The organism is Stenotrophomonas sp. Bg11-02 (assembly GCF_002836635.1).
GTDB classification, from domain to species: Bacteria; Pseudomonadota; Gammaproteobacteria; order Xanthomonadales; family Xanthomonadaceae; genus Stenotrophomonas; species Stenotrophomonas lacuserhaii.
Window position 1 is genome coordinate 12,847 of sequence record NZ_PJAY01000047.1, and the last position, 20,354, is coordinate 33,200.

A 20,354-nucleotide genomic window follows, 5' to 3' on the forward strand; every position below is an offset into this window, starting at 1 on the left:
CCACGGACGCTGATGCCCGGAAACCAGCTTGAAAGCTTGCTCGCCGCCAGCGATGGCGGTCACCGATGACGTCAAGGGTCTAGGCAATGAAGCAAAGCAGCGCGTGGGGCGGCAGGTGCGTGTCCGGGATCGCCACGGTGGCGGCCGGAATGGCGTTTCCGGCAATGGGATGGGCGCAGTCCGCCGATCCCAAGCCATGGCAGTTGAACATGGGCCGGGGGGTTACCCAGACCTCGCGGTTGGCCTGGGAATCGAACATGCTCTCGCTGATCGTGGTCACGGTCATCGGCGTGATCGTGTTCGGTGCGATGGCCTACGCCATCTTCAAGTTCCGCAAATCCAAGGGCGCGGTCGCCGCCACCTTCAGCCACAACACCAAGGCCGAAATCATCTGGACGGTGATCCCGGTGGTGATCCTGGTGGTGATGGCCTGGCCGGCCACCGCCAACCTGATCAAGATGTACGACACCCGCGATGCCGAGATGACCGTCAAGGTCACCGGCTACCAGTGGATGTGGCGCTATGAGTACCTGGGCGAGGGCGTGGACTTCACCAGCCGGCTGGACCGCGAGTCCGACCGCGTGCGCCAGAGCGGCAAGGTGCCCACCCGCCAAAGCAATCCGCATTACCTGCTCGACGTCGACAACCGGCTGGTGCTGCCGGTGGATACCAAGGTGCGCTTCGTCATCACCTCCGACGACGTGATCCACGCCTGGTGGGTACCGGCGCTGGGCTGGAAGCAGGATGCCATCCCGGGCTTCATCAACGAGGCCTGGACCAGCATCGACACCCCCGGCGTCTACCGCGGGCAGTGCGCCGAACTGTGCGGCAAGGACCACGGCTTCATGCCGATCGTGGTCGAAGCGGTGTCCAAGGAAGACTTCAAGCAGTGGCTGGCGCAGAAGAAGCCGGCGCCCGCCGCCGCGCCTGCTGCACCCGCCGCGCCTGCCACCCCGAATGCGCCGGAGACCACCACGCCGCCCGGCGACGGCACCGCGCCACGGCAACCGGTAACCCCGGCCGAGCCTGCTGCTGCACCGGCCCCGGCGCCCACCACCGACGCCTGACCCAACCGCCCGTGGCTGCATCGCGGCCACTGTGACAAATCGATCTGAGAGGTGTTTTGCAATGGCGCACTCGGCAGTTGGGCACGACGAACACCACGGTCATGCGCAGGGCTTTTTCCAGCGCTGGCTGTTCAGCACCAACCACAAGGACATCGGCACGCTGTACCTGCTTTTCAGCTTCGTCATGTTCATCATCGGCGCGGCGATGAGCGTGGTGATCCGCACCGAACTGGCACAGCCCGGGCTGCAGTTCGTCAAGCCGGAATTCTTCAACCAGATGACCACCATGCATGCGCTGGTGATGATCTTCGGCGGGGTGATGCCGGCTTTCGTCGGCCTGGCCAACTGGATGATTCCGCTGCAGATCGGCGCGCCGGACATGGCGCTGCCGCGCATGAACAACTGGTCGTTCTGGCTGCTGCCGGTGGCCTTTGGCATGCTGCTGCTGACCCTGTTCCTGCCCGGCGGCGCACCGGCCGGGGGCTGGACCCTGTACCCGCCGCTGTCGCTGCAGGGCGGCTACAACGTGGCCTTCACCGTGTTCGCCATCCACGTGGCCGGCATCAGTTCCATCATGGGCGCGATCAACATCATCGCCACCGTGCTCAACATGCGCGCACCGGGCATCGACCTGCTGAAGATGCCGATCTTCTGCTGGGCCTGGCTGATCACCGCCTTCCTGCTGATCGCGGTGATGCCGGTGCTGGCCGGCGCGGTCACCATGCTGCTGACCGACAAGTTCTTCGGCACCAGTTTCTTCAACGCCGCCGGTGGCGGTGACCCGGTGATGTTCCAGCACATCTTCTGGTTCTTCGGGCACCCGGAGGTCTACATCATGATCCTGCCGGCGTTCGGCGTGGTCAGTGAAATCATCCCCACCTTCAGCCGCAAGCCGCTGTTCGGCTACCAGGCGATGGTCTACGCCACCGCGGCGATCGCCTTCCTGTCCTTCATCGTGTGGGCCCACCACATGTTCACCGTGGGCATGCCGCTGGGTGGCGAGATCTACTTCATGTTCGCCACCATGCTGATCTCCATCCCGACCGGGGTGAAGGTGTTCAACTGGGTCAGCACCATGTGGCGCGGTTCGCTCACCTTCGAAGCGCCGATGCTGTGGTCGGTCGCCTTCGTCATCCTGTTCACCATCGGCGGTTTTTCCGGCCTGATGCTGGCCATCGTCGCGGCTGATTTCCAGTACCACGACACCTACTTCGTGGTCGCGCATTTCCACTACGTGCTGGTCACCGGTGCGGTGTTCGCACTGATCGCGGCGGTGTACTACTGGTGGCCGAAGTGGACCGGCCGCATGTACAGCGAGAAGTGGGCCAAGTTCCACTTCTGGTGGTCGATCGTGTTCGTCAACCTGCTGTTCTTCCCGCAGCATTTCCTCGGCCTGGCCGGCATGCCACGGCGCATCCCGGATTACAGCGTGGCCTTCGCCGACTGGAACCTGATCAGCTCGATCGGTGCGTTCGGCATGTTCGCCACGCCCTTCATGATGGCCGCGATCCTGCTGGCCTCGCTGCGCAACGGGGAAAAGGCCGAAGCGCGAAGCTGGGAAGGCGCGCGCGGGCTGGAATGGACGGTGCCGTCACCGGCGCCGGCGCATACCTTCACCACCCCGCCGGTGATCCGCCCGGGCGACCTGGCCCACGATGACATCAGTCACTGAGGTGCGACATGCATGATGCGAACCCATCATCCGATGACATCGCCCTGCGCCGCCAGCGTGCACGCCTCACCGCCCTGTGGGTGGGCGCGGTGGCGGTGGCGGTGTATATCGGCTTCATCCTCAGCGGGGTGATCGGCCGATGAGCGCACCGCAGGCCGCCGCCCCGTCCCGGCATGCCGGCCTGCCGCGCCTGATCGGCGTGGCGGTGGCGGTGTTCCTGCTGACGTTCTCGCTGGTGCCGCTGTACCGCATCGCCTGTGAAAAAGTGTTCGGCGTGCGCCTGGAACGCGGGCCCGGGGCACAGGCCAGCGTCGGCGCCGCAGCCGGCAAGCGCACCGTGCGGGTGGAGTTCGATGGCGGGGTGAACTCGCAGTTGCCGTGGGCCTTCCATCCCGAACAGCTGACCATGGACGTGGTGCCCGGCGAGCTCAACGAAGCGCTGTATTTCGCGCGCAACGATGGCAAGGTCGCCATCGTCGGCAGCGCCGTACCGTCGGTGGCGCCAGCGCGTGCCTCCGGCTATTTCAGCAAGACCGAATGCTTCTGCTTCACCGCACAGACCCTGCAGGCCGGAGAGAAGCGCGACATGCCGGTGCGCTTCATCGTGGATCCCTCGCTGCCGCCGGAGATCCGCACCATCACCCTGTCCTACACCTTCTACAAGAACGACGCGCTCTCCGCGCGCCTTGCACCGGCCAGCGTGCCGGCCGATGCGCACGCCGCGCCCTGAGCGCGCCACTGAACCGGACAACGACCATGGCCCAGCTTCCTTCCGATGCCAACGCGTACTACGTGCCGACCCACAGCCGATGGCCGTTCATCGGCTCCATCGCGATGATGGTGACCATGGTCGGCGTGGCCAGTTGGCTCAACGACGCGACGTGGGGCAAGTGGAGCTTCTTCACCGGGCTGGCGATGCTGGTGCTGACCCTGTTCTGGTGGTTCAGCGACGTGGTGCGTGAATCGCAGGCCGGCCACTACAACCAGCAGGTGGATGGTTCGTTCCGGATGGGGATGGTGTGGTTCATTTTCTCCGAAGTGATGTTCTTCGGCGCCTTCTTCGGTGCGCTGTTCTACACCCGTGCGCTGGGGCTGCCGTGGCTGGGCGGCGAGGGCGACGGGGTGATGACCAACGAACTGCTGTGGCAGGGCTATTCGTCCGGCTGGCCGACCAACGGCCCGGCGGCCATCGGTGGCCAGTTCCAGACCATCCCGGCGTGGGGCCTGCCGCTGATCAATACGCTGATCCTGCTGACCTCCGGCGTCACCCTGACCATCGCCCACCACGCACTGAAGGCCGGCCATCGCCGCCAGCTGCTGACCTGGCTGGGCATCACCGTGGTGCTGGGACTGGTGTTCCTGACCCTGCAGGCGGAGGAGTACATCCACGCCTACACCGAGCTCAACCTCACTCTCGGCTCGGGCATCTACGGCTCCACGTTCTTCATGCTGACCGGCTTCCACGGCGCGCACGTGCTGCTGGGCACGATCATGCTGGGCGTGATGTGGCTGCGCGCGGCCAAAGGCCACTTCACCCGCGACAACCATTTCGGCTTCGAAGCGGCGGCGTGGTACTGGCATTTCGTCGACGTGGTGTGGCTGATGCTGTTCCTGTTCGTCTACGTGCTTTGATCTACGTAACGATTGCTTCAGCGGGCGATGCCGTGCGGCTGGATCCAGCCGCCCCAGATGCCGATGACCACCAGCAGGATCAGCGCCACCGACACCGCGATGCGCCGGGTCAGCGCATTGACGGTGCGCTTGGTCTGTCCCCGATCCACCAGCAGGTAGTACAGGCCGGCGCCCAGGTTCCAGACGATGACGATGAGGAACGCGATCATCAGCAGGGTCTTCAGCGAATCGTTCATGCGCGGCTCGATGGCGGGGCGGATGTTGCTATCTGACCGCGTTTGCGGCCGTTTGTCATGATGCGACGGCACACGCGGACGCTGGGCTGGGTGCTGGCCCTGGTGGCGATGACGGTGTTCTGCCTGCTCGGCTGCTGGCAGCTGCAGCGCATGCAGCACAAGCAGGCGCTGTTGCAGGCGCAGGCCGTGGCGGCCGCGCAACCGCCCACTACCCTGTCGCGCGCGCTGGCCGCTGCCGGCCCGGTGCACGGCATCCTCGACCACGGCCGCTTCCTGTCGGGGCTGGTGCTGCTGGATAACCAGATGCGCCACGGCCGTGCCGGAGTGAAGCTCTATCGACCGTTCCGCAGCGATGATGGCGCGGTGCTGCTGGTGGACCTGGGCTGGCGTCCGCTGCCTGCCGATCGCGCGCTGCCCGACGTGGCGCCACCGCCCTCGCCGGTGGCCGTACGCGGGCTGCTGGCGCCCGCGCCGGCACCAGGGCTGGCACTGGGGCCGGTGACGACCCCGGCGGGCCCGCAGCGCTGGCTGGCCAGCCGCTTGCAGGCCGACGCGCTGGCCCCGCTGTTGGGCCTGCCTGGCCTGCCTGCGCGCGTGCTGCGGCTGGATCCGGCGCTGCCGTTCGGCGACGAGCGCGACCTCGACCTGCTGCCCAACACGCTGCCGCCGCAGCGTCACCTGGGCTACGCCGTGCAATGGTTCGGCCTGGCCCTGACCGTGCTGGTGGTGGCGCTGGTGCTGGAATGGCGCCGCCGTCGGCGGTTCCCTGGTAGGTGACGACCGTTGGTCGTCACGCTCTTGCCCGGAGCAGAAGCGCGACGACCAACGCTCGTCACCCACCGGACCCGCACCCAATCCACCGGCACACCCCTTCCCAACATGAGAAAATGCTGCCCATGAATGCTGCTACGTCACCGCAGGACACCGGGCGCGGCAAGGGTCGCCGGACTCTGGTGCTGCTGTTCGTCCTGTTCTTCGGCGCGATGGCACTGGCCGGGGTGCTGCGCTTCTCCGGCTGGCAGCCGGCGGCGCACAAGAACGTCGGCCAGCTGCTGCAGCCGCCGGTGGACCTGCGCCTGCAGCCGCCCCTGTTGGCCAGCGGCGTGCCCTATGCCTGGAAAGGCGAAGAAAAGATCTGGCGCATCCTGGTCGCGCCGCCCGTCGCGTGCGCCGAACCATGCGTCACTTTGTCGCAGGGACTGGCCAAGGTGTGGCAGCTGTTCGGCCATAACGCCGATAATGTGGAGATACTTTGGCTGGGAACGCCGCCGGCGCCCCTGGCTGGAACCCCTGCACTGCGCGCGCTGGCCCCTTCGCCGGCACTGCGCGCTGCATTGCCCGGTGTCGACGACCCGGCCGGCGTGCCGGTCTACATCGTCGATCCGAACGGCTTCGTGATCATGCGCCATGCGCCCGGCACCGACCTCGGTGGCCTGCGCAAGGACCTGTCCACGTTGCTGAAACTGAAGTGAGCCTTGTTTGATGAGCCTTTCCGCGCGTCCGGCGCTGCAGCGTAATTTCCACCGCCTGGCGTGGTTCGCGATGATCATGACCGCGAGCACCATCTTGTTCGGTGCCTTCGTGCGCCTGTCCGATGCCGGCCTGAGCTGCCCGGACTGGCCGACCTGCTATGGCCAGGCCACCTGGCCGCAGCATGTGGAGGAAACCATCGGCCATCCGGCCGCGGACATCCGCCCGCTGGAAACGCACAAGGCGTGGCGCGAGCAGGTGCACCGCTTCCTGGCCGGCGCGCTGGGCATCGAGATCCTCACCCTGGCCCTGCTGGCCACGCGTCGACGTCGTTTCGGCAGCACCGCGGTGGTCACCGCCTGCGTGCTGGTGGCCGCAGGCATCCCGCTGTACATGCTGGGCTGGCATGCCACCGCCAGCGTGCTGGCACTGCTCGGCGAGGTGATCCTGCTGGTAGCCGCGTTCCGCTGGAGCAACAGCGACCTCGCACGCGCCGCCGTGCTGACCCTGGCCGTGGTGATCTTCCAGGCGCTGCTGGGCATGTGGACCGTCACCTGGCTGCTCAAGCCGATCGTGGTGATGGGCCACCTGCTGGGCGGCATGCTGATGTTCGCGATGCTGGCCTGGATGGCCTGGCGCGCGACCCACCTGCCGATCACCCTGGCCGAAGCACCGAAGCTGAAGTGGCTGCTGCGCATCGGCGTCGCCGTGCTGACCGTGCAGATCGCACTCGGCGGCTGGGTCAGCGCCAACTACGCCGCGCTGGCCTGTGGTGGCGGCAGCCTGTCGCTGGACAACTTCCCGCGCTGTGCCAACCAGTGGTGGCCGCAGCAGAACTTCGCCGAGGGCTTCACCCTGTGGCGCGGCATCGGCGTGGATTACGAAGGCGGCATCCTCGATGGCGCTTCGCGCATCGCCATCCAGATGGGCCACCGCATGTTCGCCATCGTGGTGGCGGCGTACCTGCTGTGGCTGGGCGTGCGTCTGTTCCGGACCCCGAGCATGCGCGGCTGGGCCGTGGCGTTGATCGTCGGCCTCATCGCACAGATCAGCCTGGGCATCGCCAACGTCAAGATGGCACTGCCGCTGCCGGTGGCGGTGCTGCACAACGGCGGGGCGGTGCTGCTGCTGTTCGTGATGGTCAGCCTGCTGGCCCGCCTGCGGGCACCGGACTGACGCCATGGCCACCTATCGTCAGTACTGGGACCTGACCAAGCCCAAGGTCGTCGCTCTCATCATATTCACCGCGCTGGTCGGCATGGTCCTTGCCATTCCCGGCGTACCCAGCTGGGAGCAGGTGCGCCTGGGCGCGCTCGGCTTCCTCGGCATCTGGCTGTCGGCCTCTGCCGCGGCGGCGATCAACCAGCTGCTGGATGCGAAGATCGATGCGCAGATGGCGCGCACCTCGTGGCGCCCGCTGGTGGTCGGCAAGGTCAAGCCGTGGCAGGTGCTGGCCTTCGCCGGCGTGCTGATCGTGTTGTCGATGACGATCCTGGTGGTGTGGGTCAACGTCATCACCGCCATCCTCACCTTTGCCTCGCTGATCGGCTATGCGGTGATCTACACCGTGTACCTCAAGCGTGCCACCTCGCAGAACATCGTCATCGGCGGACTGGCCGGCGCGATGCCGCCGATGCTCGGCTGGGCCGCGGTCACCGGGATGCAGACCTCGGCCGACTGGTGGTATTCGGCACTGCTGGTGCTGATCATCTTCATCTGGACGCCGCCGCATTTCTGGGCGCTGGCGATCTTCCGCCGCGAAGACTACGCCAAGGCGAAGATCCCGATGCTGCCGGTCACCCACGGCGTGGTGCACACCCGCAAGCAGATCCTGGCCTACTCGATCGTGCTGGCGATCATCTGCGTGCTGCCGTACGTGGTCGGCATGAGCGGACCGTTCTACCTGGGCGGGGCGATCATATTGAACGCCGTGTTCCTCTGGTACGCCTGGCGCATGCAGGACCCGCCGGATGAACTGTTCTCGATGAAGATGTTCAACTGGTCGGTGGTCTACCTGATGGCGCTGTTCGCCTTCCTGCTGGTGGACCACTGGATCCTGCCCTGGCTGTAACGCCTGGTTGGGATTGACGGCCAGCGGCCGTCACTGCCGGCGCGCGGTGCCACCCGCCTTGGTAGCGCCGAGCCATGCTCGGCGGGATGGTTCAGGCGCCGATGCAGAAAGCCGCCGAGCATGGCTCGGCGCTACCGGGTTACCGGCTTACCGGGCTTCCTTCGCGTAGCGCTGGGCGATGACCCCGCAGACGATCAGCTGGATCTGGTGGTAGATCATCACCGGCAGCACGATCGCGCCGAGGCTGCCGCCGGATGAACTGTTCTCGATGAAGATGTTCAACTGGTCGGTGGTCTACCTGATGGCGCTGTTCGCCTTCCTGCTGGTGGACCACTGGATCCTGCCCTGGCTGTAACGCCTGGTTGGGATTGACGGCCAGCGGCCGTCACTACCCGCGCGTGGAGCCAGCCGCCTTGGTAGCGCCGAGCCATGCTCGGCGGGGTGGTTCAGGCGCCGCTGCAGAAAGCCGCCGAGCATGGCTCGGCGCTACCGGGTTACCGGGCTACCGCGTTTCCTTCGCGTAGCGCTGGGCGATGACCCCGCAGACGATCAGCTGGATCTGGTGGTAGATCATCACCGGCAGCACGATCGCGCCGAGGCTGCCGCCGGCGAACAACACCTTGGCGATCGGGATGCCGGTGGCGAGGCTCTTCTTGGAACCGCAGAACACGATCGCGATCTCGTCTTCGCGGCTGAAATGCAGCTTGCGTGCGGCCAGCGTGATCAGCGGCATCGCGATGCCCAGCAGCACCGCCGCCACCACCGCCACCGCGGCCAGTGAGATCAGCGGGGTCTTCGACCACAGCCCTTCGGTCACCGCCGCGCCGAAGGCCGAATACACCACCAGCAGGATGGTGGCCTGGTCGGTGTAGCGCAGCAGCGCGCGCTGGCGTTCCACCCAGCCGGCGATCCACGGCCGCAGCAGGTGGCCGGCCACGAACGGCACCAGCAGCTGCAGCATGATGCCGCCGATGGCCTGCAGCGGATTGTGGATGCCACCCTGGGTGCCGGCCAGCGCGGTCAGCAGCAGCGGCGTCAGGAACACCCCCAGGATGGACGACAGCGAGGCGCTGCACACCGCTGCGGGCACATTGCCGCGTGCCATCGAAGTGAACGCGATGGATGATTGGACCGTGGAGGGCAGGGTGCACAGGAACAGCACGCCCAGGTACAGCTCCGGCGTGAGCAGCCAGCCGGACAGCGGATGGAACAGCAGGCCCAGCAGCGGGAACAGCACGAAGGTGCAGGCCAGGATCAGCAGGTGCAGGCGCCAGTGCAGCAGGCCGCCGATCACGGCCTCACGCGGCAGGCGCGCGCCGTGCAGGAAGAACAGCAATCCGATCGCCACGTTGGTGACATCGTCCAGTACCAGCGCGGCGGGGCCGGTCATCGGCAGCAACGAGGCGAGCAGCACGGTGCCCAGCAAGGCCAGGGTGAAGTTGTCCGGTCGCAGTCGCGACCACCAGCGTGTCATGTCAGGCAGGCTCCTTGGCAGGCGCCCACGCGATCAGATGCGCAGGCTGGCGCGGGCCTTCAGCAGCTCGCGCATTTCGAATTTGTCAGTATCGTCCAAGCCGTGTTGTCGCTGCTTGGCGTTAAGGTCTTCGATGCGCTGGAACAGCAGCTGCTTTTCCAGTTGGCCCACCGCATCGTGCAGCTCTTCGGTCCATTTTGCTTCGTCGCCGGCCAGCGTCTGCGCCGCCAGTGTATGCAGCGACGCCTGCTCTTCGCGGCCATCGAAGTGTTCCAGCAGCGCGCCTGTGCTGATGTCCGGGCGTTGTTCGACCAGCGCCAGCAGCTCCAGCAGCAGCTCGACGCCGGGCAGGCGCAGGCCGTGGAAATGGTGCTGTCCACCCAGCGACATCGCCAGCGAAGGCTGCTGCAGCAGGATCGCCATCGCCGCGCGGACCAGGCTGCGTTTCGCCACCGGCGTGACCGGGCGGCCCGACGTCGCGCGCGGGCCCTGCTGCGGACGCTGCGCGGGTTGGCCGCCCAGCCCGGTCAGCACGCCCAGCTGCTGCTTCATCAGGTCACCGAAGGCCCCGTCGGGAATCTGCGCCAGCATCGGCTTGGCACGCTCGGCCAGCCGGGCCTTGCCATCCAGGGTGCCGAGGTTGATCTCGCGGGTCAGCTCGTCGAAGAAGAACTGGGACAGCGGCGTGGCCTGCTTCAGGCGCTCGTCGAAGGCTTCGGCGCCTTCCTTGCGCACGATGGTGTCCGGATCTTCGCCATCGGGCAGGAACAGGAAGAAGGCCTGGCGGCCATCCTTCATGCGCGGCAGCACCGATTCCAGCGCCTTCCAGCCGGCACGCCGGCCGGCCGCATCGCCATCGAAGCAGAAGAACACATCCGGGGCGTTGCGGAACAGCAGCTCGGCATGGTCCGGCGTGGTCGCCGTGCCCAGCGTGGCCACCGCCTGGGTGACCCCGAACTGGAACAGCGACACCACGTCCATGTAGCCTTCGACCACGATCAACCGCTCGATCTTCTGGTTGGCCTGGCGCACCTGCCACAGGCCATACAGTTCGCGTCCCTTGTGGAACAGCGCGGTTTCCGGTGAGTTGAGGTACTTCGGGCCGTCGTCCTTCTCGAACACGCGGCCGCCGAAGGCGATCACCCGGCCGCGGCGGTCGAAGATCGGGAACATCACCCGGTCGCGGAACTTGTCGTAGACATGGCCGCGGTCGTTCTTGGAGAACAGGCCTGCACGGTCGAGCAGCTTCATCCGACGCTCGTCCTTGCCCAGCGCGTCGCGCAGCCCGCTGTAGCCATCCGGCGCATAGCCGATCTGGAAACGCGTGCGGTTGGCTTCGTCCACGCCGCGGCCGTCCAGGTAGGTGCGGGCCTTCTCGCTGTCTTCCAGGTTCTTCTGGAAGAAGCGCGCGGCCGCATCCAGCGCCGAATACAGTTCGCGGCCTTCGTCCTGCTGCTGCGCACTGCGCGGGTTCTCGCTGCGCGGCACTTCCATGCCGACCCGCTTGGCCAGTTCGTCCACCGCATCGAGGAATTCGAGGCGGTCGTAGTTCATCAGGAAGCTGATCGCGGTGCCGTGCGCGCCGCAGCCGAAGCAGTGATAGAACTGCTTGGTGGGCGATACGGTGAACGAGGCCGAGCGTTCGTCATGGAACGGGCAACGCGCCGCGTATTCCTTGCCCTGTCGCTTCAGCGGCACGCGGCTGCCCACCACCTCGACGATGTCGGAGCGGGCCAGCAGGTCGTCGATGAAAGCGTCTGGAATGCGGGCCATGGCAACCGGCAGGGCACCGCCGGAAGGCAGTGCGGGCGAACGGGAAGTCCGCCTAGTTTACCCGTTGCCGGCGGTCGCGCCCGGCTTGGGCGGCACGATGCCGGCTGCAGCCAGGTGGTTCTGCGCGCGCAGGCGTTCGTCGATCACCGAGGTCATCAGCGCGCCGACGAAGAACACCACCATGGCGTAGTAGATCCAGACCAGCGAGATCACCAGTGCGCCCATCGAACCGTACGCGCTGCCCGGTGCGACCTGTGCGATGTACACGCCGATCCCATAGCGGCCAAGGGCGAACAGCGCCGAGGTGATGGCGCCGCCGATGAACGCCTGGCGCCACGCCACGCGCCGGTCCGGCAGGTAGTGGTACATGAAGGCGAAGGCCACCGTGTACAGCAGCAGCGTGCTGAGGTAACCCAGCGCCGGCAGCAACGAAGGCAGCTGCGCGAACGCGACCTGCAGCATGGTGGTGGCGGTCATCGACACCACCAGCAGCAGGCCCAGCGCCAGTACCACGCCGAAGGAAAACACGCGCTTGCGCAGCCAGGCGGCCAGCCCTTCCAGGCGCTCGCCGCTGGTGCGGAAGATCAGGTTGAGCGCGCCCTGCAACTGGGCGAACACCGCCGTGGCACCGATGAACAGCAGCAGCGTGCTCCAGATACCGGCAAGCGAGCCGATGCTGGGTTGCTGATCGGCGTTCTTCAACACGGTTTCGGCCACCACCGCCACGCTGTTGCCGGCGGCCGTGCCGATCTGCTCGACCAGCGCCTGCTGCGCCGGCGGGTACAGCGATGCGGTCAGCCACAACAGCAGCACCAGCAGCGGTGCCATCGACAGCAGGGCGTAGAAGGACACGGCAGCGGCCTGGCTCAGCACGTCCACTTCGATGAAGCGGTTGAGCACGGCCATCGGGAAGCTGCGGTTGAGCCGGTCCACGTACTTGCGCATGGAATGCGGGACGCCGCGGTGCGGATCGGTGGCGGCGGGGGCGGTGTTCGGATCTGGCATGCGGGCTGTTTTACCAGCCGCAGGTCGAAGAAAGGGTGAAGCGTGGAGCGGGTAAGCGCCCAGCCATGCCCGGCGGCTTTGCCTTGCAGCGTTCCGAGGCAGCACGCCGAGCGTGGCTCGGCGCTGCCGGGGCAGGTGTTCGCGTCAGCCTGCGAGCTGCTGCTTGACCAGCTTGGACACCAGGCCCATGTCCGCCTTGCCGGCGACCTTCGGCTTCAGCGCGCCCATCAGCTTGCCGATGTCGGCCGGGCTGGTCGCACCGGTTTCCGCCACGGCGGCCTGGATGGCGGCGATGATCTCGGCTTCGCCCATCTTGGCCGGCAGGTAACGCTCGATCACGACCATTTCCTCGCGCTCGATCTGCGCCAGATCCTCACGGTTGGCTGCTTCGTACTGGCTGATCGAGTCCTTGCGCTGCTTGACCATCTTGTCCAGCACGGCGACCACGGCGGTGTCGTCCAGTTCGATGCGCTCGTCCACTTCCTTCTGCTGGACGGCGGCCTTGATCAGGCGTACCACGCCCAGGGTGTGCTTGTCGCCGCTCTTCATGGCGGCCTTCATGTCGTCGGTCAGCTTCAGCTTCATGCTCATGGGGCACCTCGTATGTCGTGGGTCAGGCTAATTGGTGGGCGCCTTGGCGGCAGCCCGGGAACGCAAAAAGCCGGCGACGCTTGCGCGTGCCGGCTTCTTCCCCACCGCGACAGGCAGAACCTGTCGCCATGAGTGCGTCCGATCAGTACAGGCGCTGACGCTTGGTGACGTCGCGCGACGAACGGCGCAGCTGACGCTTCACTGCAGCAGCAGCCTTGCGCTTACGTTCCTGGGTCGGCTTTTCGTAGAACTCGCGCTTACGGGTTTCGGCCAGCACACCGGCCTTTTCGCAAGTGCGCTTGAAGCGGCGAAGAGCAAACTCAAAAGGTTCGTTCTCGCGGACTTTGACGCTGGGCATGGAATCTCCGGACACTGTGTAGAACCGGGTCTATACCCGGCGAGCCGCACATTATAGCGGCGCTTCGACAAACTGCAAGCATCCCGGCCTGAATACGGGCCGGTTTTCTTGCATCTCAAGGGCCTGCATCGCCCCTGAGGAGCACGCAGGGGGCGCATAATACACCACATGCGAGTCCTTGGTATTGAATCATCGTGCGATGAGACCGGCGTGGCGGTGTATGACACCGACCTCACCGGCATCGAAGCCCTGCGCGCCCACGCGGTGTACAGCCAGATCGCGCTGCACGCCGAATACGGTGGCGTGGTGCCGGAACTGGCCAGCCGTGACCATGTGCGCAAGTTGTTGCCACTGATCCGGCAGACGCTGGACGAAGCCGGCATGACCGTCGGCGACATCGACGGGGTGGCTTACACCGCCGGTCCCGGCCTGGTCGGTGCGCTGCTGGTCGGTGCCGGGGTGGCGCGTTCGCTGGCCTGGGCGCTGGAGGTGCCGGCCGTGGGCGTGCACCACATGGAAGGCCACCTGCTGGCACCGCTGATGGAAGACGACCCGCCGCAGGCGCCGTTCGTGGCCCTGCTGGTGTCCGGTGGGCATACCCAGCTGGTGGCGGTGGAGGCCATCGGCCGGTACCGGCTGCTGGGCGAGACGCTGGACGATGCAGCCGGCGAAGCCTTCGACAAGACCGCCAAGATGATGGGCCTGCCGTATCCGGGGGGCCCGCAGTTGGCCGCACTGGCCGAACAGGGCCGTCCGGGCGCCTACCGTTTCTCGCGCCCGATGACCGACCGCCCCGGGCTGGATTTCAGCTTCTCCGGGCTGAAGACCCAGGTGCTGCTGGCCTGGCGCGACAGCGACCAGAGCGAGCAGACCCGTGCCGACATCGCACGCGGCTTTGAAGATGCCGTGGTCGAGACGCTGGTGATCAAATGTGGACGCGCGCTGGAAGCGGCCGGCACCAATGTCATCGTGGTGGCCGGCGGTGTGGGCGCGAACAAGCGCCTGCGCGTGCGGCTGCAGGAAATGGCCGCCAGGCTGGGTGGCAGGGCCTGCTTCCCGCGCCCGGCACTGTGCACCGACAACGGGGCGATGATCGCGTTCGCCGGTGCACTGAGGCTGCAGGCCGGCCAGCACAATCCGCCGCGCGTGGACGTCACCCCGCGCTGGGACATGGCGACGCTGCCGGCGGTGTGATTGGTACCGGCAGGCTCAGCGTAGCAACGCCCGTGATGTGCTCAGCAAGGTGTCAACCGGGTACTTGCATTGCAGCCAGCACAGCGTGGAAGGGCATCGGGCCTGGGATGATGCGCTCGATCGCGGCGAGATCCCGATGAAGGTCCCGTTCGAGCACAGGTTCATGGTGGGCGATCCGGTTCCGCAAGCTGCGGACATGCTCCCGATCCGTGTGCAATCTGGCGCGGAGGCCTGGGATCTCTCCCGCTCCGATATTGGGGAATACCCGAGTCAGGCACGGATGCCATAGTGAGTCATCGAACCTTCTGGTGAACATCTGTTGCCAGAACGCAAAGCGCAGGTGCGGGACCAACTGGTCAGCGCGGCGATGGCGTCTGCCCAGCAACTGAAGCTCGCTGTGCGCACATGCAGCGCCTCGTGCTTCTGGAAGGCTTCGTAGCAATGCCGCGTGCCAAGGCCACCGTGGCCCATAGCGAAGGCACAACGCGTCTGCCACGGCGTTGCGCGTTGCAACTTCAATGCATAGAGCGTTGCAGCGCCAACGTCATGCGCCATGGCGGCCCCCATTCGCTGGAACGTGCCCCACCGCGCAGCTGAAAGGACCCTGCTGAAGACGTCGCTGTTTTCCATCGAAAAGGCCGTTGCTACCCCACTCGTATCCCAATGTGCTTCGATTGGGCGTCCCGGTGAATAGGGGCAACGCTCGTCCACATACGGACAATTACGGCAAAACGAATGTCGCGTATGGCAATTGACGAGGGGCGCGCCGCTATCTAGATTGCTGGCGTGGGCTTCGGGACATGCGGCCGCTGCAAGGCGACTTCCCCCGGGGACAATGGCAGTACCAGAGGGCCCCGCTAGCAGGGCCCTCTGTTTTTCCCAGGCCCGCTGTTCATCCCACGTCCCTGCACCTCGTGGCCGGTCCCGTTACCATGACGGCCTCTTTCGTGCGGCAGGCATCATGGACAAGGTATTCATCGAAGGGCTGGAGATCGACGCCCTGATCGGTATCTACGACTGGGAACGACGGATCCGCCAGACGCTGGTATTCGACCTGGAAATGGGCTTTGACAACCGTCGTCCGGCCGCCACCGACAACATCGAGCACACGCTGAACTACAAGGCTGTCAGCAATCGGCTGCAGGAATACGTGCGGGCCTCGGCCTTCGGCCTGGTGGAAACCCTGGCCGAGCGCTGCGCGGAGATCGTGCTGCAGGAATTCGACGTGCAATGGCTGCGGCTGAAGCTCAGCAAGCCCGGTGCCGTGCGCGGCGCGCGCGCCGTCGGCGTGATCATCGAACGCGAACGGACCCGGTAATCCGGTCGCGCCGGCCGCGGTCGGCAACCGGAACCCGATGAACGACCTACAAGAAGGAGGCAACCTGGTGGTGGATGCGGTAGTGGTGGTGAACTGGCTGGACAGCCTGCAGGAATCTCTGGCGCCGTATCCCGGTGCCTATCTCGCGCTGATGCTGTCGGCGCTGGTGATCGCCGCCGGGCTGGCCAACTGGGTCACCAAGCGCATCCTGCTGCGTGGCCTGCGCCGCCTGCTCGCCCGCCTGCCGGGGGCCGACTCCGGCCGTGGCAGCAATGTGATGCGGGTGATCTCCCGGTTGTCCAACGTGGTGCCCAGCCAGGTCATCGCCTCCGGCATCGCCTACGTTCCAGACCTGCCGGTCGGGCTGGTGGCGTTCGTCGTCGCGGCCTGCCAGGCCTGGGCCATCCTGACCGTCTCGATGGCGCTGTCGCATGCACTGGATGCCGCCAACGATCTGTACGAGCGTCGGCCGGACGCGCGCAACAAGCCGATCAAGGGCTACCTGCAGGTCGCCAAGATCGTCATTTTCGCGATTGCCGGGCTGGCGATCGTGGCGACACTCGCCGGCGTGGAACTGCGTTACCTGGTGACCGGGCTGGGCGCGGCCACGGCGGTGCTGATGTTGATTTTCCAGGACACCATCCTGTCGCTGGTGGCCAGCGTGCAGATCAGCGGGGATGGCCGGATCCGTCTGGGCGACTGGATCGAAATGCCCAGCCAGAACGCCGACGGCGATGTCATCGACATCGCCCTGCACACCGTCACCGTGCAGAACTTCGACAAGACCATCACCACCATCCCGACCAAGAAGCTGGTCACCGAATCGTTCAAGAACTGGCGGGGCATGCAGGAGTCCGGCGGCCGCCGGATCAAGCGCGCGCTGTTCCTGGACCAGCACAGCGTCGGTTTCATGGATGACCAGGCACGGGCACAGGTCGGCCAGTTCGCCCTGCTGGCTGATTACCTGCGCGACAAGGACACCGAACTGGGGCAGTGGAACGCCGAACTGCGCGCCCGCGGAGCGGGCGACATCAACAGCCGGCGCGTCACCAACCTGGGCACCTTCCGGGCGTACGTGGAGCGCTACCTGGGCAGCCACCCCGGCATCAACCCCGACATGACCCTGCTGGTACGCCAGCTGCAGCCCACCACCGAAGGCCTGCCGCTGGAGCTGTACTGCTTCACCCGCAGCACCGCCTGGGGCGAGTACGAAGGCGTGCAGTCGGACATCTTCGACCACCTGTTGGCGATCCTGCCGGCGTTCGGTCTGCGCGTGTTCCAGGCCTCCAGCGACGCCATGCTGATGGAGGCGCGGGCCGAACGTGCCCAGCAACCGCCTGCCACCCCCAGCCCCGGCATGCTTTAAGCTGACCCCGACCGCGCCGTCGCAATCCGCGCGGACGGAAAACATGAACGCAGAAGATGCGCACTTTTGTGCCCGGTACCTTTAGAATGCCGGCACTGAAAACGTTTACATCAAGGACACCCGGTGGCTTCCGAACGTATCGAATCCCTCATTGCGCAGATGACCGTGGAAGAAAAGGTCGGTCAGCTGGGCGTGTTCGCCGACATGGTTCGTCCCTTTGCCCCGGACGTGAACCCGGAAGCCAACGTCAGCAACGCCGACCAGGTGCTGCAGCAGGTGCGTGACGGCAAGGTCGGCTCGCTGTTCAACGGCGTCGGCGCAGAGCTTGGCCGTCGCATCCAGCAGGTGGCGATCGAAGAAAGCCGCCTCGGCATCCCGGTGATCCTGGCCGCCGATGTCATCCATGGCATGCGTACCGTGTTCCCGATCCCGCTGGGCGAAGCGGCCAGCTTCGAACCCGAACTGGCGCGCCGCACCGCACGTGCCACCGCCGTGGAAGCCACTGCGGCCGGCCTGCACTGGACCTACGCGCCGGCCGTGGATATCGCCCGCGACCAGCGCTGGGGCCGTGGCGCGGAAGGCGCCGGCGAAGACGTGGTGCTGGGCTGTGCGTTCGCGGCCGCCCGCGTGCGCGGCTTCCAGGGCGATGACCTGCGTGCGCACGACGCGCTGCTGTCCACGCCCAAGCATTTCGCCGCCTACGGCGCAGTGATGGCCGGCATGGAATACAACATGGTGGACATCTCCCCGCAGACCCTGCGCGATGTGCACCTGCCGCCGTTCAAGGCCGCCTTCGATGCCGGCGCGGTCACCGTGATGTCCTCCTTCAACGACATCAACGGCGTGCCGGCCAGCGCCAACGCCGAACTGCTGACCGACATCCTGCGCGGTGAGTGGAACTTCCCCGGCGTTGTCATTTCCGATTACACCGCGGACATGGAACTGGTCGCCCACGGCTATGCCGCCGATGACCGCGATGCCACCGCCAAGGCGTTCACCGCCGGCCTGGACCTGAGCATGCAGAGCGGCTTCTATGCCGAACACCTGCCGGGCCTGGTGGAAAGTGGCGAAGTGCCGATGGCGGTGCTGGATGAAGGCGTGCGCCGCATCCTGTGGCTGAAGGAAACCATCGGCCTGTTCGATGATCCGTACCGCTCGCTGGACCCGGCACGCGAAGCCGACGACTCGCATATCGCCGCGCATGACGAGCTGTCGCGCGACGCGGCACGGCGCTCCATCGTGCTGCTGAAGAACGAACAGTCGGCGCTGCCGCTGCGCCGTGACGGCCAGAAGATCGCGCTGATCGGTCCGTTCGTGCAGGACCGCGAAAACATCGAAGGCTGCTGGACGCTGTTCGGCGACAAGAGCCGTTACGTGGACCTGGAAACCGGCGTGCGCGCGGCCATCAGCGATCAAGCGCTGCTGGAAGTGGTGCCGGGTTGCGATCTGGAAAGCGGCATCACCGGTGGCATCGAGGCGGCCGTGGCCGCCGCGCTGCGCGCCGATGTGGTGGTGCTGGCGCTGGGCGAACCGCAGCGTTACAGCGGCGAGGCCCAGTCGCGCGTGGAAATCACCTTGCCGCCGGCCCAGCAGGCGCTGGCCGAAGCGGTCGCGATGGCCGGCAAGCCGATGGTGGTGCTGCTGCGCAATGGTCGCGCGCTGGCCCTGCAGGGCGCGGTGCGCAATGCGCAGGCCGTGGCGATCACCTGGTACCTGGGCACCCAGACCGGGCATGCCGTGGCCGATGTGCTGTTCGGCGATTACAACCCGTCCGCACGCCTGCCGGTGAGTTTCCCGCAGGTGTCCGGGCAGCAGCCGTACTTCTACAATCATCCGCGCACCGGGCGTCCGGAGCTGCCAACCATGTCCGAGTTCAAGGCGCGCTGGCGCGAGATTCCCAACGAGCCGCTGTACGCCTTCGGCCACGGCATCAGCTACACCAGCTTCGCCTACGGCGTGCCGCAGCTGAGCAGTGCCAAGCTGGGCTGGGATGACACCCTCACCATCACCACCACGCTGACCAACACCGGCAGCGTGGCCGGCGAAGAAGTGGTGCAGCTGTACATCCATGACCGCGTGGCCAGCCGCGTGCGGCCGGTGCGCGAGCTCAAGGACTTCCGCAAGGTGATGCTGCAGCCGGGTGAATCCACCGAAGTGAGCTTCACGCTGCACCGTTCGCAGCTGGCGTTCACCGGGCGCGATGGCGTGCTGCGCGCTGAAGCGGGCCTGTTCGACCTGTGGGTGTGTGCATCGGCGATCAGTGGTTCACCGGTGCAGTTCGAGCTGCTGGCTGGCTGAGTGAGTGACGCGTCCGGCCTGTCCGGACGTGCGGGTCGTCGCCGCCACGGCTTGGCGCAGCGTCCCTGCACGCGTCATGCATGCCCGGCTCACGTTGGCCGGGCTAGGCTGGATGCCTTCGTTCCTGCCGGAGTCGTGCATGCGCCTGTCCCGTTCATTGAAGTTGCCGCTGTTGCTGGCGAGCCCGTTCTGGCTGGTTGCTTGTTCGCAGGCCGATGCGCCTGCCGCCCCTGCCGAGGCGGCACCGGCGCCGATGTCAGCCGCTGCGGGCCCGACCGAAACGCCGGATGACCCGATTGTGGCACCGTCGCCGAACGGGCCGAGCGCGCCGTCCGTGCCGGCCGATGCCGACCAGGCAGCGCCGGCCGAATCCGGTCCGAACGCACCGGCCGATACCGCCGCAGCGGCCGCTGGCGATGCGCGCGGGCGGATCGAGCGCGTGCTTGGCGATGCCGATCAGTACGAAACCGTGTTCAAGGCGTTGCAGCAGGGGATCGCTGGCGATGACCGCGCCGCCGTGGCCGCGCTGATGCGCTATCCACTGCGCGTGGATACCGGCGGCAGCAAGCGCGAGGTGCCCGACGCGGCGACCTTCCAGCGCGATTACGAGCGCATCGTCACCGCGCCGGTGGCGCGTGCGATCAGCGCGCAGTCCTTCGATACCGTGTTTGCCAACCAGCAGGGCGTGATGATCGGCAATGGCCAGGCTTGGTTGAATGGTACGTGCCTGGACAAAGCCTGCAGCCGCACCGAGGTCAAGGTCGTCGCCCTGCAGGAATGACCCGTATGCGGTAGCGCCGAGCCATGCTCGGCGAGCGCAGCGGGAAGC

General features: G+C 66.4%; 21 protein-coding genes and 2 pseudogenes. 15 read left to right on the top strand and 8 right to left on the bottom strand.

The window, feature by feature from the left end:
* Positions 1 to 86: 86 nt before the first annotated feature.
* From coxB to CXG43_RS03220, 5 genes are all read left to right on the top strand, one after another.
* The gene (gene coxB, locus CXG43_RS03205) at positions 87 to 1,067 is read left to right on the top strand and encodes a cytochrome c oxidase subunit II (protein ID WP_232767568.1); all 981 of its coding nucleotides are present in this window, start codon (positions 87 to 89) and stop codon (positions 1,065 to 1,067) included.
* A gap of 61 nt (positions 1,068 to 1,128) precedes the next feature.
* On the top strand, positions 1,129 to 2,739 hold the full coding sequence (gene ctaD / locus CXG43_RS03210; RefSeq protein WP_042611980.1) for a cytochrome c oxidase subunit I: 1,611 nt from the start codon (positions 1,129 to 1,131) through the stop codon (positions 2,737 to 2,739).
* A gap of 8 nt (positions 2,740 to 2,747) precedes the next feature.
* On the top strand, positions 2,748 to 2,882 hold the full coding sequence (locus tag CXG43_RS19545; RefSeq protein WP_269801223.1) for a hypothetical protein: 135 nt from the start codon (positions 2,748 to 2,750) through the stop codon (positions 2,880 to 2,882).
* Positions 2,879 to 3,469, top strand: coding sequence for a cytochrome c oxidase assembly protein (locus tag CXG43_RS03215; protein WP_101098651.1), 591 nt, complete (start codon positions 2,879 to 2,881; stop codon positions 3,467 to 3,469). Before CXG43_RS19545 ends, CXG43_RS03215 begins: the two co-directional genes overlap by 4 nt.
* Positions 3,470 to 3,495: 26 nt before the next feature.
* Positions 3,496 to 4,371, top strand: coding sequence for a cytochrome c oxidase subunit 3 (locus CXG43_RS03220; protein ID WP_101098652.1), 876 nt, complete (start codon positions 3,496 to 3,498; stop codon positions 4,369 to 4,371).
* 17 nt (positions 4,372 to 4,388) lie between these two features.
* On the opposite strand, the gene CXG43_RS03225 is transcribed toward CXG43_RS03220, so the two are convergent.
* Positions 4,389 to 4,607 (bottom strand): twin transmembrane helix small protein, encoded by a 219-nt coding sequence (locus CXG43_RS03225; protein WP_101098653.1) that lies wholly within the window; start codon positions 4,605 to 4,607, stop codon positions 4,389 to 4,391.
* A 57-nt stretch (positions 4,608 to 4,664) separates the two neighbouring features.
* Between CXG43_RS03225 and CXG43_RS03230 the strand changes: the two genes are divergently transcribed.
* The 4 genes from CXG43_RS03230 (at position 4,665) to cyoE (ending at position 8,148) form a co-directional block, all read left to right on the top strand.
* Positions 4,665 to 5,384, top strand: a complete 720-nt coding sequence (locus CXG43_RS03230; RefSeq protein ID WP_101098654.1) for an SURF1 family protein — start codon at positions 4,665 to 4,667, stop codon at positions 5,382 to 5,384.
* A 119-nt stretch (positions 5,385 to 5,503) separates the two neighbouring features.
* Positions 5,504 to 6,079, top strand: a complete 576-nt coding sequence (locus CXG43_RS03235) for a hypothetical protein (RefSeq protein ID WP_101098666.1) — start codon at positions 5,504 to 5,506, stop codon at positions 6,077 to 6,079.
* A gap of 10 nt (positions 6,080 to 6,089) precedes the next feature.
* Positions 6,090 to 7,253, top strand: coding sequence for a COX15/CtaA family protein (locus tag CXG43_RS03240; protein WP_101098655.1), 1,164 nt, complete (start codon positions 6,090 to 6,092; stop codon positions 7,251 to 7,253).
* A 4-nt stretch (positions 7,254 to 7,257) separates the two neighbouring features.
* Entirely contained in the window at positions 7,258 to 8,148 is an 891-nt protein-coding gene (gene cyoE / locus CXG43_RS03245; RefSeq protein WP_042611974.1) for a heme o synthase, read from the top strand.
* 147 nt (positions 8,149 to 8,295) lie between these two features.
* Here the strand turns inward: cyoE and CXG43_RS03250 are convergent.
* Positions 8,296 to 8,403 (bottom strand): annotated as a pseudogene (locus CXG43_RS03250) (bile acid:sodium symporter); the annotation flags it as partial.
* Here CXG43_RS03250 and CXG43_RS03255 point away from each other — a divergent pair.
* Positions 8,396 to 8,503, top strand: a pseudogene (locus tag CXG43_RS03255) (protoheme IX farnesyltransferase); the annotation flags it as partial. The pseudogenes CXG43_RS03250 and CXG43_RS03255 overlap by 8 nt on opposite strands.
* A gap of 147 nt (positions 8,504 to 8,650) precedes the next feature.
* Here the strand turns inward: CXG43_RS03255 and CXG43_RS03260 are convergent.
* The 5 genes from CXG43_RS03260 to rpsU form a co-directional block, all read right to left on the bottom strand.
* Positions 8,651 to 9,622: a bile acid:sodium symporter family protein gene (locus CXG43_RS03260; RefSeq protein ID WP_101098656.1), complete on the bottom strand. Its 972-nt coding sequence runs from the start codon at positions 9,620 to 9,622 to the stop codon at positions 8,651 to 8,653.
* A gap of 33 nt (positions 9,623 to 9,655) precedes the next feature.
* Positions 9,656 to 11,395, bottom strand: a complete 1,740-nt coding sequence (gene dnaG / locus CXG43_RS03265; protein ID WP_101098657.1) for a DNA primase — start codon at positions 11,393 to 11,395, stop codon at positions 9,656 to 9,658.
* A 57-nt stretch (positions 11,396 to 11,452) separates the two neighbouring features.
* Positions 11,453 to 12,400, bottom strand: a complete 948-nt coding sequence (locus CXG43_RS03270; RefSeq protein WP_101098658.1) for a YihY/virulence factor BrkB family protein — start codon at positions 12,398 to 12,400, stop codon at positions 11,453 to 11,455.
* Between the two features lie 144 nt (positions 12,401 to 12,544).
* Positions 12,545 to 12,991 (bottom strand): GatB/YqeY domain-containing protein, encoded by a 447-nt coding sequence (locus CXG43_RS03275; protein ID WP_101098659.1) that lies wholly within the window; start codon positions 12,989 to 12,991, stop codon positions 12,545 to 12,547.
* A 142-nt stretch (positions 12,992 to 13,133) separates the two neighbouring features.
* Entirely contained in the window at positions 13,134 to 13,349 is a 216-nt protein-coding gene (rpsU, locus tag CXG43_RS03280) for a 30S ribosomal protein S21 (protein ID WP_002808376.1), read from the bottom strand.
* 168 nt (positions 13,350 to 13,517) lie between these two features.
* On the opposite strand from rpsU, the gene tsaD reads away from it, so the two are divergent.
* Positions 13,518 to 14,543 carry a tRNA (adenosine(37)-N6)-threonylcarbamoyltransferase complex transferase subunit TsaD gene (tsaD, locus tag CXG43_RS03285; RefSeq protein ID WP_101098660.1) on the top strand — a complete coding sequence of 342 codons (1,026 nt, stop codon included), beginning with the start codon at positions 13,518 to 13,520 and terminating at the stop codon, positions 14,541 to 14,543.
* A 270-nt stretch (positions 14,544 to 14,813) separates the two neighbouring features.
* Here the strand turns inward: tsaD and CXG43_RS19035 are convergent, their stop codons facing one another.
* Entirely contained in the window at positions 14,814 to 15,173 is a 360-nt protein-coding gene (locus CXG43_RS19035) for a hypothetical protein (protein ID WP_157825193.1), read from the bottom strand.
* A gap of 331 nt (positions 15,174 to 15,504) precedes the next feature.
* Here CXG43_RS19035 and folB point away from each other — a divergent pair, with 331 nt between their 5' ends.
* The 4 genes from folB (at position 15,505) to CXG43_RS03310 (ending at position 20,306) form a co-directional block, all read left to right on the top strand.
* Positions 15,505 to 15,861, top strand: coding sequence for a dihydroneopterin aldolase (gene folB, locus CXG43_RS03295; protein ID WP_101098661.1), 357 nt, complete (start codon positions 15,505 to 15,507; stop codon positions 15,859 to 15,861).
* 67 nt (positions 15,862 to 15,928) lie between these two features.
* A complete protein-coding gene (locus tag CXG43_RS03300; RefSeq protein ID WP_101098667.1) occupies positions 15,929 to 17,227 on the top strand; it encodes a mechanosensitive ion channel domain-containing protein in 1,299 nt (432 codons plus the stop codon).
* 123 nt (positions 17,228 to 17,350) lie between these two features.
* The gene (locus CXG43_RS03305; protein ID WP_101098662.1) at positions 17,351 to 19,525 is read left to right on the top strand and encodes a glycoside hydrolase family 3 N-terminal domain-containing protein; all 2,175 of its coding nucleotides are present in this window, start codon (positions 17,351 to 17,353) and stop codon (positions 19,523 to 19,525) included.
* A gap of 139 nt (positions 19,526 to 19,664) precedes the next feature.
* Entirely contained in the window at positions 19,665 to 20,306 is a 642-nt protein-coding gene (locus CXG43_RS03310; protein WP_101098668.1) for a hypothetical protein, read from the top strand.
* Positions 20,307 to 20,354 lie beyond the last annotated feature (48 nt).